Annotated in this window: 16 protein-coding genes; 8 read left to right on the top strand and 8 right to left on the bottom strand. The window is 62.5% G+C overall.

Annotated elements, in window-relative coordinates:
* Positions 1–69: 69 nt before the first annotated feature.
* Positions 70–2709, top strand: coding sequence for a DNA topoisomerase (ATP-hydrolyzing) subunit B (gyrB, locus tag GHT07_RS06330; RefSeq protein WP_153584218.1), 2640 nt, complete (start codon positions 70–72; stop codon positions 2707–2709).
* On the opposite strand, the gene GHT07_RS06325 is transcribed toward gyrB, so the two are convergent.
* The 5 genes from GHT07_RS06325 to GHT07_RS06305 are packed head-to-tail and all read right to left on the bottom strand — an operon-like array spanning position 2706 to position 6451.
* Positions 2706–4112, bottom strand: coding sequence for an ATP-binding protein (locus GHT07_RS06325; RefSeq protein ID WP_153584217.1), 1407 nt, complete (start codon positions 4110–4112; stop codon positions 2706–2708). The two genes, gyrB and GHT07_RS06325, sit on opposite strands and share 4 nt — an antisense overlap.
* Positions 4109–4780, bottom strand: a complete 672-nt coding sequence (locus GHT07_RS06320) for a winged helix-turn-helix domain-containing protein (protein WP_153584216.1) — start codon at positions 4778–4780, stop codon at positions 4109–4111. Before GHT07_RS06320 ends, GHT07_RS06325 begins: the two co-directional genes overlap by 4 nt.
* A gap of 44 nt (positions 4781–4824) precedes the next feature.
* On the bottom strand, positions 4825–5538 hold the full coding sequence (locus GHT07_RS06315; RefSeq protein ID WP_153584215.1) for a cytochrome b/b6 domain-containing protein: 714 nt from the start codon (positions 5536–5538) through the stop codon (positions 4825–4827).
* Positions 5510–6004 carry a diheme cytochrome c gene (locus GHT07_RS06310; RefSeq protein WP_153584214.1) on the bottom strand — a complete coding sequence of 165 codons (495 nt, stop codon included), beginning with the start codon at positions 6002–6004 and terminating at the stop codon, positions 5510–5512. The genes GHT07_RS06315 and GHT07_RS06310 overlap by 29 nt, the downstream gene beginning before the upstream one ends.
* Positions 6005–6034: 30 nt before the next feature.
* Positions 6035–6451: a DUF1924 domain-containing protein gene (locus tag GHT07_RS06305; protein ID WP_153584213.1), complete on the bottom strand. Its 417-nt coding sequence runs from the start codon at positions 6449–6451 to the stop codon at positions 6035–6037.
* Between the two features lie 152 nt (positions 6452–6603).
* Between GHT07_RS06305 and GHT07_RS06300 the strand changes: the two genes are divergently transcribed.
* From GHT07_RS06300 to GHT07_RS06290, 3 genes are read left to right on the top strand one after another with little or no spacing between them, the layout of a single operon-like run.
* A complete protein-coding gene (locus GHT07_RS06300) occupies positions 6604–9156 on the top strand; it encodes a cation-translocating P-type ATPase (RefSeq protein ID WP_194792853.1) in 2553 nt (850 codons plus the stop codon).
* A 27-nt stretch (positions 9157–9183) separates the two neighbouring features.
* On the top strand, positions 9184–9447 hold the full coding sequence (locus GHT07_RS06295; protein WP_153584212.1) for an AbrB/MazE/SpoVT family DNA-binding domain-containing protein: 264 nt from the start codon (positions 9184–9186) through the stop codon (positions 9445–9447).
* Entirely contained in the window at positions 9444–9851 is a 408-nt protein-coding gene (locus tag GHT07_RS06290; protein ID WP_153584211.1) for a PIN domain-containing protein, read from the top strand. Before GHT07_RS06295 ends, GHT07_RS06290 begins: the two co-directional genes overlap by 4 nt.
* A gap of 144 nt (positions 9852–9995) precedes the next feature.
* Here the strand turns inward: GHT07_RS06290 and GHT07_RS06285 are convergent, their stop codons facing one another.
* Positions 9996–10775, bottom strand: coding sequence for an HNH endonuclease (locus GHT07_RS06285; protein WP_153584210.1), 780 nt, complete (start codon positions 10773–10775; stop codon positions 9996–9998).
* A 129-nt stretch (positions 10776–10904) separates the two neighbouring features.
* On the opposite strand from GHT07_RS06285, the gene GHT07_RS06280 reads away from it, so the two are divergent.
* Together GHT07_RS06280 and GHT07_RS06275 are read left to right on the top strand one after the other, a co-directional pair.
* Complete coding sequence (locus tag GHT07_RS06280; protein ID WP_153584209.1) at positions 10905–11138, top strand: AbrB/MazE/SpoVT family DNA-binding domain-containing protein; 234 nt, start codon at positions 10905–10907, stop codon at positions 11136–11138.
* Between the two features lie 9 nt (positions 11139–11147).
* Entirely contained in the window at positions 11148–11786 is a 639-nt protein-coding gene (locus tag GHT07_RS06275; protein ID WP_323740819.1) for a 3'-5' exonuclease, read from the top strand.
* 2 nt (positions 11787–11788) lie between these two features.
* Here GHT07_RS06275 and queC read toward each other — a convergent pair whose 3' ends face one another.
* Entirely contained in the window at positions 11789–12499 is a 711-nt protein-coding gene (gene queC, locus GHT07_RS06270) for a 7-cyano-7-deazaguanine synthase QueC (protein ID WP_153584208.1), read from the bottom strand.
* Between the two features lie 252 nt (positions 12500–12751).
* Between queC and GHT07_RS06265 the strand changes: the two genes are divergently transcribed.
* Complete coding sequence (locus GHT07_RS06265; protein ID WP_153584207.1) at positions 12752–13654, top strand: DUF2785 domain-containing protein; 903 nt, start codon at positions 12752–12754, stop codon at positions 13652–13654.
* A gap of 31 nt (positions 13655–13685) precedes the next feature.
* Positions 13686–14264, top strand: coding sequence for an NnrU family protein (locus tag GHT07_RS06260; protein WP_153584206.1), 579 nt, complete (start codon positions 13686–13688; stop codon positions 14262–14264).
* 15 nt (positions 14265–14279) lie between these two features.
* Here the strand turns inward: GHT07_RS06260 and GHT07_RS06255 are convergent, their stop codons facing one another.
* On the bottom strand, positions 14280–14768 hold the full coding sequence (locus GHT07_RS06255) for an SRPBCC family protein (RefSeq protein WP_153584205.1): 489 nt from the start codon (positions 14766–14768) through the stop codon (positions 14280–14282).
* Between the last annotated feature and the right edge of the window lie 23 nt (positions 14769–14791).

Raw genomic sequence — 14791 nt, 5'->3', positions numbered from 1 at the left:
CGACAGCCAATACCAACCCGCCAGTCAAGGCGGGTTTGGTCCTTTAAAGAGATTGAGATCAGGCATTCCATGGCAGACGAAAACAACGTGAACACCGGCCCGGCAGGGGAGGACAGTTCGAATTTCCAGCCCAAGATTGACGCGAACCAGGCCGGCGCGAGTGCAGCCTATGGCGAAGGCTCGATCCAGATCCTGGAAGGCCTGGAGGCCGTGCGCAAGCGCCCGGGCATGTATATCGGCGATACATCAGACGGCACAGGCCTGCATCACCTGGTGTTCGAAGTGGTCGACAACTCCATCGATGAAGCGCTGGCGGGGCATTGCGATGACATCACCGTCACGATCCATAGCGACAACTCGATCTCTGTCGTTGACAACGGCCGCGGCATCCCGACCGGCATCAAGATGGACGACAAGCACGAGCCGAAGCGCTCAGCTGCTGAAATCGCGCTGACCGAACTGCATGCTGGCGGCAAGTTCAACCAGAACAGCTACAAGGTTTCAGGTGGCCTGCACGGCGTGGGTGTGAGCTGCGTGAACGCACTCTCGAAAATGCTGCGCCTGACCGTTCGCCGCGAAGGCAAGGTGCACGTGCTCGAATTCAGCCGTGGCTTTGTGCAAAACCGGATCACCGAAGAGATCGATACGCCCGATGGCAAGGTGCTCGTGTCGCCGATGCAAGTGCTTGGCGATACCGACAAGCGCGGCACCGAAGTGCACTTCCTGCCCGACAACACCGATATCTTCAAAGAGAACAACGATTTCCACTACGACATCCTGAGCAAGCGCCTTCGCGAACTCTCGTTCCTGAACAACGGCGTGCAGATCAAGCTCGTCGATGAGCGCTCGGGCAAGACAGACGATTTTTCCGGCGCAGGTGGCGTGAAGGGCTTTGTCGATTTCATCAACAAAGGCAAGCAGGTGCTGCACCCCAACGTCTTCCACGCGATGGGCGACAGGCAGAGCGACCAGAACACCAACATCGGCGTTGAAGTCGCGATGCAGTGGAACAGCGGCTACAACGAGCAAGTGCTCTGCTTCACCAACAACATTCCGCAGCGCGACGGTGGCACTCACTTGACGGGCCTGCGTGCAGCGATGACGCGCGTCATCAACAAATACATCGACGACACCGAGCTCGCCAAGAAAGCCAAAGTCGAAGTCACTGGCGACGACATGCGTGAAGGCCTGTGCTGCGTGCTGAGCGTGAAAGTGCCAGAGCCGAAGTTCAGCAGCCAGACCAAAGACAAGCTGGTGTCGAGCGAAGTGCGCGGCCCGGTTGAAGACGTCATTGCGCGCATGCTGGGCGACTTCCTGCAAGAGCGGCCGAACGACGCGAAGATCATCGTCGGCAAGATCATTGAAGCCGCACGAGCGCGTGAAGCAGCCCGCAAGGCCCGTGAAATGACGCGCCGCAAGGGCGTGCTCGACGGCATGGGCCTGCCCGGCAAGCTCGCTGACTGCCAGGAAAAAGACCCGGCCGAGTGCGAGATCTACATCGTCGAGGGCGACTCAGCAGGCGGCTCCGCCAAGCAAGGTCGCGACCGCAAGTTCCAGGCGATCCTGCCCTTGCGCGGCAAGATTTTGAACGTTGAAAAAGCGCGCTACGAAAAGCTGCTAACCAGCAATGAAATCCTGACGCTGATCACCGCACTGGGCACGGGCATCGGCAAAGCAACAGCGAACCCCGATGAGAGCGGCAAGACGACCACTGGCGCGGATGACTTCAACGTCGCGAAACTGCGTTACCACCGCATCATCATCATGACCGACGCCGACGTTGACGGCGCTCACATCCGCACGCTGCTGCTCACGTTCTTCTATCGCCAGATGCCCGAGCTGGTTGAGCGCGGCCACATCTACATCGCGCAGCCACCGCTCTACAAAGTCAAGAGCGGCAAAGAGGAGCTGTACCTCAAAGACGGCGGCGAGCTCGACAAATTCCTGCTGCGCATCGCGATGAACGGTGCGAGCGTCATCACGGGCAGCGAAGAAGGCGCGGCCGTGATCACGGGCGAAACATTAACTGAGCTTGCGCGCAAGCACCAAGTGGCCGAAGCAGTGATCAACCGCCTGCAAGGCTTCATGGACGCTGAAGCACTGCGCGCCATTGCCGACGGTGTGAGCCTGAACCTCGACACCGTCGCTGATGCGGAAGCCTCAGCGATCGCACTGCAAACCAAGCTGCAGGAACTCGACAAAGCCAGCAACGCGGCACCAGCCGAAGTCGCAGGCGAATTCGACACCCGCACCGACAAGCCGATTTTGCGAATCAGCCGCCGCCATCACGGCAACATCAAGAGCAGCGTGATCACGCAAGACTTCGTGCACGGCGCCGACTACGCTGCGCTTGCTGAAGCCGCCAACACCTTCCGCGGCCTGCTGCGCGAAGGCGCGCGTGTGCTGCGGGGCGAAGGCGAAAAGCAGAAGGAAGAGCGCGTGAGCGACTTCCGCCAGGCCATGCACTGGCTGATCGCCGAAGCCGAACGCGTGACCGCCCGCCAGCGCTACAAGGGCCTGGGCGAGATGAATCCCCAGCAGCTCTGGGAAACGACGATGGACCCGACCGTGCGCCGCCTGCTGCGCGTGCAGATCGACGATGCGATCGAAGCCGATCGCGTGTTCACGATGCTGATGGGCGACGAGGTCGAGCCGCGCCGCGAGTTCATCGAGCAGAACGCGCTGCGGGCGGCGAATATCGACGTCTAGTTGTTGCTGGCGGCGCCCGGAGCGGGCAGCGTTACTTCAACGCATAGACCGCCCAGCACTTCAGAGCGGCTTGCCTTGGCGGTCGCGTCATGCGCAGCGGCGATACGCTGGATGATCGACCAGCCCAGGCCGCTGCCGCCTTCGCTGCTGCTCAGCACGCGAAAGAATCGCTCTCCCAGGCGCTGAAGATCTGCGTCGGCCAAGCCTGGGCCGCTGTCATCGACGCGCAGCAGCACACCAGCCTTGTCGCTTTGCACGGTGACACGGATGGTGGCGCCTTCGGGGCTGTAGCGAATTGCGTTGTCCACCAGGTTGCGCGCGAGGACGGCCAGCAAGGTGGCATCGCCCGGGACGATACAACCCCGGCTGGCGTCGAGCTCGATGTGCTGTTGCTTGCGAAGCGCCTGCTGCGCTTCATTGGCCACCACTTGGCGCACCAACTCGCCAAGATTGACAAGCGTTGCGTTGCTGGTGACATCACGCGCGATATCACTCTTGGCACCATTCGCAGAGCCAGCATCCAGCCGCGACAGCGTCAGCAACTGCGTCACCAGATGCGTCGCGCGGTCGCAGCCCAGCAGCGTTGCCTGCAACGCATGGCGGCGCAAGGCTTCGTCCTGTTCACCCATGGCCACCTGCGCCTGTGCGCGGATCGCAGCAATGGGTGTGCGCAGCTCGTGCGCGGCGTCAGCCGTGAAGCGCCGCTCGGACTCCATCAGCGCAGCAATGCGGCGGAACAGATCGTTCAGCGCATCGACCATTGGCGTCATCTCCGAAGGTGCGCCAGCGATGGTCACGGGTTGAAGCGAACGGGCATCGCGCTCACCCAGCGAGCGGCCGAGCCTGCGCAGCGGCGCCACGCTGCGGTTGACTGACCACCAGATCGCCAGTGCGAGCAACGGCAACGCGCACAGCATCGGCCACAACGCGCTGCGAAGCACCGCCCAAAGAATCGACGTGCGCGATGTCATCTGCTCACCGACGAACACCTGCACATCCTGCTCAGCGCCATGCGTGGCGAACACGCGCCACGCGGCACCGTCGAAACTCACAGTGTGAAAGCCGGACTCGATGCGATCGCCCGTGCCGATCATTCGCGCCGCGGGTGCATTGGCCGAACGCAGTGCCAGGCGCCCCTCATGAAACACCTGGAACGCCACCTTGGGCGCGTAGCGATGCAGCGAAGGTGAGTCGACCTCGTGGTTGTCCTCGCCCACTTCATGCGACTGCTGCATCACGAGAATGGCCGCGGCTTGCGCAAGATGACTATCGAGCAGCTCGTCGAGTTCTTGCCGCGCGTCGAACCAGGTCATGACGGCCGTCGCCATCCATACGGAGACAACCAGGCCCAACAGCAGCACGAGCAGCCGGCCCTGGAGCGAGTGAGGAAGCGTGCGCGTCATGCAGTCTCGCCTTCGCGCTGCACCATGTAGCCGACGCCGCGCACCGTCTGGATCAACGCATTCCCCGCCTTGCGACGCAGGTGATGGATGTGCACTTCGATCGCGTTGCTCTCCACTTCCTGGCCCCAGCCATAGACGTGTTGTTCGAGCTGTTCGCGCGAGAGCACGCGGCCCGCATTGAGCATCAGCGTGTGCAGCAGGTCGAACTCGCGAGCTGACAATGCAACGGGTTCACCCGCGCGCAAGACAGAGCGCGCCGCCGGATCAAGCACGACGTCGCGAGCGCGCAGGCACTCTTGTGGCTGCCCGTGCGAGCGGCGCACGAGCGCACGCAGCCGCGCGCCGAGTTCATGCAGATCCACTGGCTTGACCACATAGTCGTCTGCCCCGACATCGAGCCCGCGAATGCGGTCGGGCACACCGTCGCGCGCTGTAAGTACCAGCACAGGCAGCGACAGGCCCGCGCGCCGTATCTCCTGCAGCACGGTGATGCCGTCCTTGAGCGGAAGCCCGAGATCGAGCACGGCCGCCGCATACGGATGCGCGCGCAACTCGCGCTCTGCAGCGACGCCATCGCGCACCCAATCGACGAGGAAGCCGAGCTGGCGCAGGCCAGCGCGCAGCCCGTCGCCGAGCAGGGGGTCGTCTTCAGCCAGCAGGATTCGCATGACTTCAGTTTGCCGGTGCGTGCATCGCGCGATGTTGTCCCGCGTCAATCGTCATCGTTATCGCCGTCTTTATGGGTAGACGATGCCGCGTGGCTGGCCAGCCCTTGTGCCGTGGGCGCCTGCTGCCATTGCAGCCACCAGAAGCCGGCCACGGCGACAAGCATCAACGCCGCCACACTGCGCCACGCACTGCGAACGCCGTCTTCCGGGCGAGCCACTTTGTTGCCTGTGACCATGGCACCCACGAGGTTCACGCGGGCGCGCCTGCTGGTCATCACGACTCCGGCAATGTGCACGCCGATCACGGCAAGCATGAAGTTCGCGGCGAACTCGTGCGCACCTTCGAGCCATTCACCACCCGCGTCGTTGAAGACAGCCCAGCCCGATGCGCCGATAACAAGCGTCAGCGTGAGCAAGACAAGAATGGCCACCGCGCCGAGCGGGTTGTGCCCGACATGCGTTTCCGGATCGCCGCGCAACATGCCTCGGATGTAGCTCGCAACAGCCTTAGGGCCACGCACGAAATCTGAAAAGCGTGCGTGACGCGTTCCGACCAAACCCCACACGATGCGAAAGATCACCAGCCCCACCATCGTGTAGCCCAGCGACACGTGCAGCAGCCGCCAGCGCTCGCTCTCCGCAGTGAGGTAAGCCCCTGCAAAGCTGAACACCATCAGCCAGTGGAAGACGCGCACGGGCGCGTCCCAGATGAGTACTTTGCGCGCTGCTTCAGCGGGGGATGCGGACGTTGTGTTCATTGAAATCTCCTTGGTTGGCGCCGGTGTGGCAGGCAGTGCAGTTCGATGCGCTCTTGATGGAAGGACGCTTCCAGGTGGCGGCAGGCACTTCGTCGTGCTGGCGCACAAACCAGCTCGACCGGCTGATGCGGTCTTCAGGCGGCGCCTGGCTCGCCATGCGGCCTGTGCCCGCGTTGGCCGCCAGCCATGCCGACAATGTTTTGGCTTGCGCGGCATCGAGCGATGCATCCGTGCCGAAGTGCTTGGGCAGGCCGGACATCAATCGCTGCCACGAGGCTGCGGGCAGCATGCCCGGCGGATACGCCATATGGCATGAGGTGCATTCGGTCTTGTAGAGCGGCAGCTGCGGCACTTGCGCGAAGCGTGAATGTTCATCAGCGCGCGCTGACTGGCACAAGCTGGCGCCGGCTGCGAACAAAACAGCGCAGGCGGCAATCGTTGAGGACAAGCGAGATGGGTTGGACATGATGAGTTCTTCGAAGTGGGATCAGTCGCATCAAGACTTGAGCGAGAGCAGCCAGCTCATCACATCGGCCTTTTCTGCGGCGGTGCATTCGCGGCCCACGACGTCGTTGCAATTGCGGCGAAACCACTTTTCGGTTTTGGCGGCATCGGTGAATCGTTCGGCGTTGGCCGCAGGCGCCAAAGCGCCGATGGGCTTGCCCGTGCTCGCGTGTTTGCCGGGCTGTACAGGCACCGCGCCGTGGCACGAGCCGCAAGACCATTCACGCCCGTGCGTGGTGTTGAAGAACTGCTGGCCGCGCGCAGCCACCGGCGCAGCACCGGCTTGGGCCGTGTAGCCAGCGATGAGTTCGCCGGGCGTGGCCGCCTGTACGGCAATTGGTGCAAGCGCAAGCGCCAGCGTGGCAGCAAGTACAGCCAACAGTTGAAGAGCAAGTCGTGGAGCGTTCATGGCAATTCCTTCATCGCCATAGTGGTCTTGCTACCTTAGGGTTGGCTTATCTCGCGGGCCTGATGCCACCAGCGAAACCGCTTGAATTGACACACGTCAAACACAGCGCGCAGCGCAGGTGATGAACTGAGCTCTTCCTGGAAAGACCCTGAATGACAGAAGACTCACTGGCTGGCCTGCGCGACGACGAGGCACAACAACGCCTCGCGCAGGACGGCCCCAACGCGCTGCCCGTATCGCGGCCGCGCAGCGTGCTGCGGCTGCTGCGCGAAGTGGCGCTGGAGCCGATGTTCCTGTTGCTCGTGGCGTGCGGCGCGCTCTACATGGTGCTGGGCGACATCCAGGAAGCATTGATGCTGCTGGGCTTCGTGTTCGTCGTGATGGGCATCAGCTTCGTGCAGCAGCGGCGCAGCGAACAAGCACTCAATGCATTGCGCGACTTATCGAGCCCGCGCGCACGTGTGCTGCGCGCCTCGGGCGAGCGGACCATTGACGCGCGCGAGCTCGTCGTGGGTGATGTGGTGTTGCTCGCAGAGGGCGATCGCGTGCCGGCTGACTTGTTGCTGCTGACCTGCAACAACCTGGCGATCGACGAGTCGTTGCTGACGGGCGAATCAGTACCGGTCAACAAAGATGCAGCCTCGGCCGAAGAAGCCAAGGCGTTTTCGGGCACGCTGGTGACAGGCGGCACGGCTCACGGGCGCGTCATCGCAACGGGCGAGCGCAGCGCATTGGGCCAGATCGGCCAGTCGCTGGCCGGCATTGAAGTTCAGGCCACACCCATCCAGCAAGAGACGCATCGCGTGGTGATACGAATTGCGATCATCGGCCTGTCGCTGGCCGCGGCGCTGGCGTTGACATTCGGCTTCCTGCGCAACGACTGGCTGCATGGCCTGCTCGCTGGCCTGACGCTGGCGATGGCGATCCTGCCCGAAGAGTTACCCGTGGTGCTCACGCTCTTCCTGGGGCTTGGCGCGTGGCGGCTCGCGCGCGAGAACGTGCTGGCGCGAAGCATTCCGGCCGTCGAACTGCTGGGCGCGACAACAGTGTTGTGTGTGGACAAGACGGGCACGCTCACGGCCAACCGCATGACCGTGAGGCAGCTGTGGTCAGAGAGCGCGGCACATCACGTGGCGAACGAAGCGGCTGCGAGCACGTCGACCAGCGCCACGAATGCACGTGCACCCGCCCTGCAAGAGGCGCTGCACGGCCTGCTTGAATACGCTGTGCTGGCGAGCCACCGCCGCGCGTTCGACCCGATGGAGGCCGCCATCACGCAAGCGGGCCGGCAGCTGTTGGCGAACACCGAGCACCTGCACACCGACTGGACCTTGATTGACGACTACGCGCTCTCGCCCGAGATGCTGGCGATGTCGCGCGTGTGGCAGTCGCCTGACCAGCGGGCGCGCCTCATTGCCGCGAAGGGCGCACCTGAAGCCATCGTGGACCTGTGCCACCTGAGTGCCGAGCGCAGCGCCACCATCGCAGCGCAAGTGCTCGCGATGGCAGCTGATGGACTGCGTGTGCTTGGCGTAGCGCAAGCGGTCTTCGTGGCCGAAGAGTTGCCCGGCGTGCAACACGATTTCGACTTTCAATTTCTCGGTCTGGTGGGCCTTGAAGACCCTGTTCGTCCGGACGTGCCCGCGGCGATCGCCGAATGCAAGACAGCGGGCATCCGCGTTGTGATGATGACCGGCGACCATCCGGCCACGGCGATCTCGATTGCGAGGCAAGCGGGCCTGAGCACGGATGCGCCGGCCATCACCGGTAGTGAGCTTGCGGACATGAGTGATGCGCAGCTCGACGCGCGGCTGGCAGACACACACATCTTCTGCCGCGTGCAGCCCGACCAGAAATTGCGACTCGTGCGTGCCTTCCAGGCGCGCGGTGACGTTGTGGCGATGACAGGCGATGGCGTGAACGATGCCCCTGCACTCAAGGCGGCAGACATTGGCGTGGCGATGGGCGCGCGCGGAACGGAAGTAGCGCGACAGGCGGCAGCGCTCGTCTTGCTGAACGACGACTTCTCATCGCTTGTGACAGCCGTGCGATATGGCCGCCGCGTGTTCGCCAATTTGCGCAAGGCGATCGTGTTCGTCGTGGCCGTGCACGTGCCGATCGTGGGCCTGTCGGTGGTGCCGGTGCTGCTTGGTTGGCCGATGCTGTTGATGCCTGTGCACATCCTGTTTCTGCAATTGATCATCGACCCTGCGTGCTCTGTCGTGTTTGAAGCTGAACCGTTGGAGCCCGATGCGATGAAGGCGCCGCCGCGAAAGACCGATCAGCGGCTGTTTGATGGCGCGGTGATGAAGCGCGGTTTGTGGCAAGGCGCGGGGTTGTTGGTGCTGCTGCTGGCGACGTATGCGGGCACGCGAGCGCTGGCGCCGATGGACGAGGGGCGTGATGAGATGGCACGCGCGATGACCTTTGTCGTGCTCGTGCTGTCGAACCTGGCGTTGATCCACACGAACCGGTCGTGGACGCGGACGGTGTGGTGGGGGCGTGCTGCGATGGTTGGGCAGTTTGGCTGGATTGCGCTGACGACGATTGCGTTGCTTGGCGTGGTGCTGAGCGTGCCAGCGGTGAGCAGGCTGTTTGCGTTTGTGACGCCGACGGCTGGGTTACTGTTGGGGGCGGCGGTGATGGTGGGAGTGAGTCTGTTGTGGTTTGAGGGGGTGAAGCGGCGCTTGGCGAATCCACTATAATTCCTTACCTCACGTAAGGAGATTGCCATGCCCACAGCCACGATGACCAGCAAAGGTCAGATCACGGTACCGCAGTCGGTGCGGGCAGCGCTTGGTCTGCACGCGGGGACCAAGGTTGACTTTGTCCAGGTTGCCGATGGGTACAAGGTGGTGGCCCTGCAAGCCGGCACAACTTCATTAAAAGGGCGGTTCGCCGGACGGGCGAGCAAGCCGGTCAGCATCGAACAGATGGACGAGGCAATTGCTGCAGAGACAGCGGCTCGCCACGGTCGAGTGAAGCGAAAGTCATGATCGGACTGGATACCAATGTGCTGGTGCGATACCTGGCGCAAGACGATCCGAAGCAGTCGGCTTTGGCAACGCGGCTGATTGAGAAGCAATTGAGCGTGGCTCGACCAGGCTTTGTCAGCCTAGTTGTGCTGGCTGAGACGTGTTGGGTTCTAGGACGCCTGTATGCCGCGACCCAAGAAGAGTTGGCATCCACGATTGAAGACCTGCTGACTACCGCACAGTTTCATATCGAGCGCCGCGAGGTTGTCCAAGAGGCCGTTCAGCATTTCAACGAAGCAAAGCGGTCGACGGCTGGGTTTGTCGATGTGCTGATTTCGAAGTTGGCTTCGTCGGAGGGTTGTTCGCAGATCGTGACCTTTGACAAAGCGGCGGTGCGCGGGGCTGGAATGACGCTGCTTGCCTGACGGCAAATCGTCGACCAGCGTGTGTCAGTCCACCATTTCCCCTAAAGCCCGAGGGTTGTGTGCTCATTTGCGGCGTGCCCAGCGCGCTCGCTCGGTAGCAGGACCGTTTGGCAATTTAGCTGCTCAAGTCTTCGGCTAAGCGCCTCACATGTAATTGAACTTCGTAGCGTGAGCGGCCAAGAAGTCCACATGAGGGAGAAACCTCTCCGGAAGTTGAATTTTCAGACCATCGAATTTCAGAAACGCATCTTCAAAGAACGGCGCGTCGTTCGCTTCAAGCAGGCGAGGCGACACCTTGACCGTGTAGTTCGGTAGAACTGTGATCAGACCCTGGTCGTACGCTCGGTCATGAAGTGCGGACAAGCACAAACCGTTTTGCGGATTCAGTCGGTTGTTTTTGTCTTCGCTCCACGGAACGATGTGACTTGCGACAAGCAATCGTTCGCTACGCAGGCCGCTGATGCAACAGGTGCTGTGGTAGCCCGCCAGCACGGATTTGCGGAAGCGCGCTTGATTCACGCGCACTTCGACAGTCGCCATCCGCGTGCGACCTTCTTCGATCGTAGGTAGTTCATCGACGACATCCGCGTCGGATGCGACCCCGTGCGAAGTAGCGAGGCGCTCGTACTCGGAGGCCGCTTGCAGTGCAATTGGATCCCAATCCGCTAGCAACTCTCGCCAGACCTGCCGGTCGAGCGCTGAGACATTTCCCATCCCCTTGCGACCGCTGGCGACAATTTGCGGATCGAGACTGGCGAGATTGACTAGCTTCAGGGCGACGGAATTGGGTGAGCGGCCGATCCAGCCGGCCAGTTGCCTGATCAGCGGCTGGTTGTGATGGAGCATGCCGAAAGGCAAGAGCAAATAGACGTGCAATGCCGCAAGGGTCTCGCCTCGTGTCCAGTTCTGGCGTGGGGTCGGCATCGGTACCTCCGCGTTGGTGCTGCAGTATGACCTAGGGTCTACTTTCAATTGATAGGGCTGGGGTCGAGAGGTTGCAGTCGCGATCAGAGTGAGTGCTAATGTCGTCCTATTGCTTCAAGCCTTTCCGTCATGCGCACCAAAGTCAAATTCACCAACGAAACGACGCCAACCAAGGCGGCACTTCAGGCCGTTGACGCTGGCGAACGCTTTCAAGTGGAAGGGCAGTTGGGCCAGACTAACCTGGCTACTTTGCAGCGCGGTGACGCAGTGCGAACCAAACTGGTGGTCCTTGCGCTAGGCGATGCAGATGTCGTGCAAGCTGTGAAGTGGTCTCGCAGCATGACCTTTACTCCGCACCCTTAGACTCCCCCCGTGCCCATCGCCGTCATCGACTTCGAAACCACCGGCCTGTCCCCCGCCATGGGTGACCGCGCGACGGAAATCGCCATCGTCCTCATGGAGGGCGATCGCGTCGTCGATCGCTTTCAGTCGCTGATGAACGCAGGCGCGCGCATCAACTCCTTCATCGAGTCGTTCACCGGCATCACCAACGACATGATTGCCAACGCGCCGCCTGCTGAAGAGGTGATGGAGGCCGCGAGTCGGTTTGTGGGTGATGCGCCGCTGGTGGCGCACAACGCTTCGTTCGATAGGCGCTTCTGGGAGGCAGAGGTGTCACGCATCGGCTGGCATAGAGGCGTTGCGCCGGCGAATGCGCAGTCACCATTCGCCTGCACGATGTTGCTCTCCCGCAGGCTCTACCCCGAGGCGCGGCGTTTTGCATTGGCCTCGCTCGCCGCGTTTCACGATCTCTCGTTCTCCAGCCGCGCCCACCGCGCCATGGCCGACGCGGAAGTGGCCGCGCTGTTGCTCGCGCGCATCCAGCGCGACCTGGAGCGGCGGTGGGATGTGTTCGACTGCTCGCATGAGCTGCTGGTCAAGGTGCAGAAGGCACCGAAGAAGAAGGTGGCCGATGTGCTCCGGCAGCACGTGGCTGCAGCGGCCAGCTAAGGCTATTGCGCCGCCGTCTGCTTGTCCACGTAGTGGTGCCAGCCCATCGCGCGCAGCTCGCACGCGGGGCAGGTGCCGCAGCCATAGCCCCAGTCGTGATCGGTCGTGTGGTCGCCCAGGTAGCAGCTGTGCGATTCGGTGCGGATCAACTCCACCAGTGCACGGCCACCCAGCCGCTCTGCCATTTGCCACGTGCGCGCTTTGTCGATCCACATCAGCGGCGTCTCGATCACGATGCGTTCGTTCAGGCCGAGGCCGAGCGTGACCTGCATCGATTTGAGTGTGTCGTCGCGGCAGTCCGGGTAGCCGCTGAAATCGGTCTCGCACATGCCGCCGACCAGCACCGTGAGGTTGCGTCGATACGCCACGGCTGCAGCAAGTGTGAAGAACAGGATGTTGCGCCCCGGCACAAACGTGCTCGGCAGGCCGTTGCTCTTGAAGGTGATCTCGCGGTCTTGCGTGAGGGCGGTATCGCTGATCTCGGCCAGCACTGGCAGGTTCAGCAGATGGTCGTCGCCCAGCTTATGGCCCCAATACGGAAAGGCATCCCGCAGTTTGCTCACCAGCGCAGGCCGGCAATCGAGCTCGACGCGGTGCCGCTGCCCGTAGTCGAACCCGATGGTCTCGACATGCTCGAAGCGGTTCAGCGCCCAGGCCAGGCACGTGGCGGAGTCCTGGCCGCCGGAATAAAGAACGAGCGCGCGGGTGTGCATGCCACCATCGTAGCGGCATGCCTGAGCGGCCGCGAACAACCCGCATTTGAAGTCGCAAAACTTCTCGCAAACAAAGTCGCAAAAGAAGTCGCAAAAGAAGTCGCGGAAAGTGGAAATTCCTGTTCTGGAACAACGACTTAGACGAACATGCAAAGTCGCAAAAAAACTCGCAAACGAAATGGCAAAAGTTAGCAGGCTTGACGGCGACGACTGCGATAAAGTGCCTTCACCCCAAGGCCCAAAGGAGTTGCGATGAGACGGTTAGTGATGTGCCTGTTGTTTGCTGTGTGCGCAACCCCCGCCCTCGCCCAATGCCCACCCGCCGGCCAATCCATCGCGTCCCTTCAAGCGCTCAAAACCGCGAAGTGGCAGGTGCCCTCAGACGACGCGCGCAATGCGCTGGCCACCAGCCTGCTGCCGTGCCTCGCCGATCCCAACCCCTTGCTTCGCGACGAGATCGCGTTCGAGGCGCTGCAGTTCTGGATGCGCAATTACCAGCTGCAGCCGGCCACGATCTCCGCCATTCGTGAGCGCACGGTGGCAGACCTTGCTGCCGCGCCTGACCCGCAAGGTTTTCGCCAGCCGTTTGCCGCGCTCACGCTCGCCGAAGTGGCGCGCATCGACCGGCTCAAGCCCTTTCTGACGGTGGCCGAGCGCGATGAAATCGTGCAGCGCGGTGCGGCCTACCTGCAGAACGTGCGCGACTATCGCGGCTTTGACGCGCGTGACGGTTGGCGTCATGGCGTGGCGCACGGGGCGGACCTGATGATGCAGCTGGCACTCAATCCGCTGCTCACTCGCACGCACGCGCAACTGATGCTCGCAGCCATCGGCGCGCAGGTCATGCCGCCTGGCGAGCAGTTCTACCGTTACGGCGAAGGCGAGCGCTTGATGGCGCCGGTGTTCTACCTGGCGCGCAGCACCTGGCTCACGCCGGCGGATTGGGACAAGTGGCTTTTCGCGCTGGTGGCCAAGGTGCCCAAGGCGCAGCCGCTCGCGCCGCCGCTCGTGCAGACGCAGGCGGCGCTGGCCGCCCGGCACAATCTCACGGCGTTCTTGCAGGCGCTGTATGTGAGCGTGCGCGAGAGCAATGTGCCCAAGATGGAAGAGACACTGTTGCCCGCGTTGAAAAAAGCCATCAAGGACCTGGGGTAGCCATAATCCGACCACTAACGAGGAGCGCGTCATGGCGGTGCTGATACTGGGGCTGGCAATCTTTCTTGGCGTGCATTCGGTGCGCATTTTTGCGGACGGCTGGCGCACCGCCATGATCGCGAAGATGGGTGCGAATGCCTGGAAGGGCCTCTACACCGCCCTGTCGATCATCGGGTTTGTCGTGCTGGTCATCGGCTACAAGATGGCCCGCGTGGAAACGACGGCGCTGTGGCTCTCGCCGGGCTGGATGAAGCACGTCACGGCCCTGATGATGCTGTTCGCGTTCATCTTTTTCGTGGCCGCCTATGTGCCGCGCAACTGGTTCAAATACAAGTTCCATCACCCGCAAGTACTCAGCGTGAAGATCTGGTCACTCGCGCATCTGCTGTCGGTGGGCCTCGTGGTGGATGTCGTCGTGTTCGGCGCTTTCCTGGCGTGGGCGGTGTTGAGTTTTCGCGCGGGGCGCCAGCGCGATCGTGCGAACAACACGGTGTACGCGGCGCCATCTGCTGCTGGTACCGCCATCACGGTGGTGGTGGGCGCCGTGGCCTGCGGCGTGTTCGCGCTGTGGCTGCACGGGCCGTTGATCGGTGTGCGGCCCTTTGGCTAGAGCAAAGCGCAGCCGCTAGCCCTTCAAGCCGCCCCACGTCCGCGTGTTCAGCACCTTGTCCAGCTGGGCGAGCATGTTGGCCCAGCCCTGGCGCGTGCGCTCTTCGTAAAGCCGCGCCGTCTCGTTGTCTGGCAGCTGGTGCGTCAGCACGATCTCGCACAGGTTGGCGCCCAGCGTCACGAAGTCGAGCGTGACGCGCGTTGCTTCATCGGCATAAGGCTCCACGGCAAAGTCGAATACCAGCCGCGAGGGCGGATCGATCTCCACATAAGTGCCGCGGTGCTGAGCATCAAAGAAGCTTTCGTCGCCATCGGCCGTCGGGCGGCGATCGGTCACTGTGAATTGCCCGCCTTCGCGCGCATCAATTTCGCAGTGCAGCACCGTGCCCGTGCGTGTCGCAAAGAGGAAGCGCCCCGCCACCGACGGCGTGAGCCACGCGTCAAAGAGCCGCTGCGCTGGCAGCTGGTAGCGGTGCGTGACTCGTACGGTCATTGCGTCAGCCATGTTGCACGGATTATGGACACTCC

The sequence above is a fragment of the Caenimonas koreensis DSM 17982 genome (assembly GCF_009646335.1).
In the GTDB taxonomy this organism is placed as follows: Bacteria; Pseudomonadota; Gammaproteobacteria; order Burkholderiales; family Burkholderiaceae_C; genus Ramlibacter; species Ramlibacter koreensis.
This window is presented reverse-complemented; position numbering and strand designations above follow the sequence as displayed.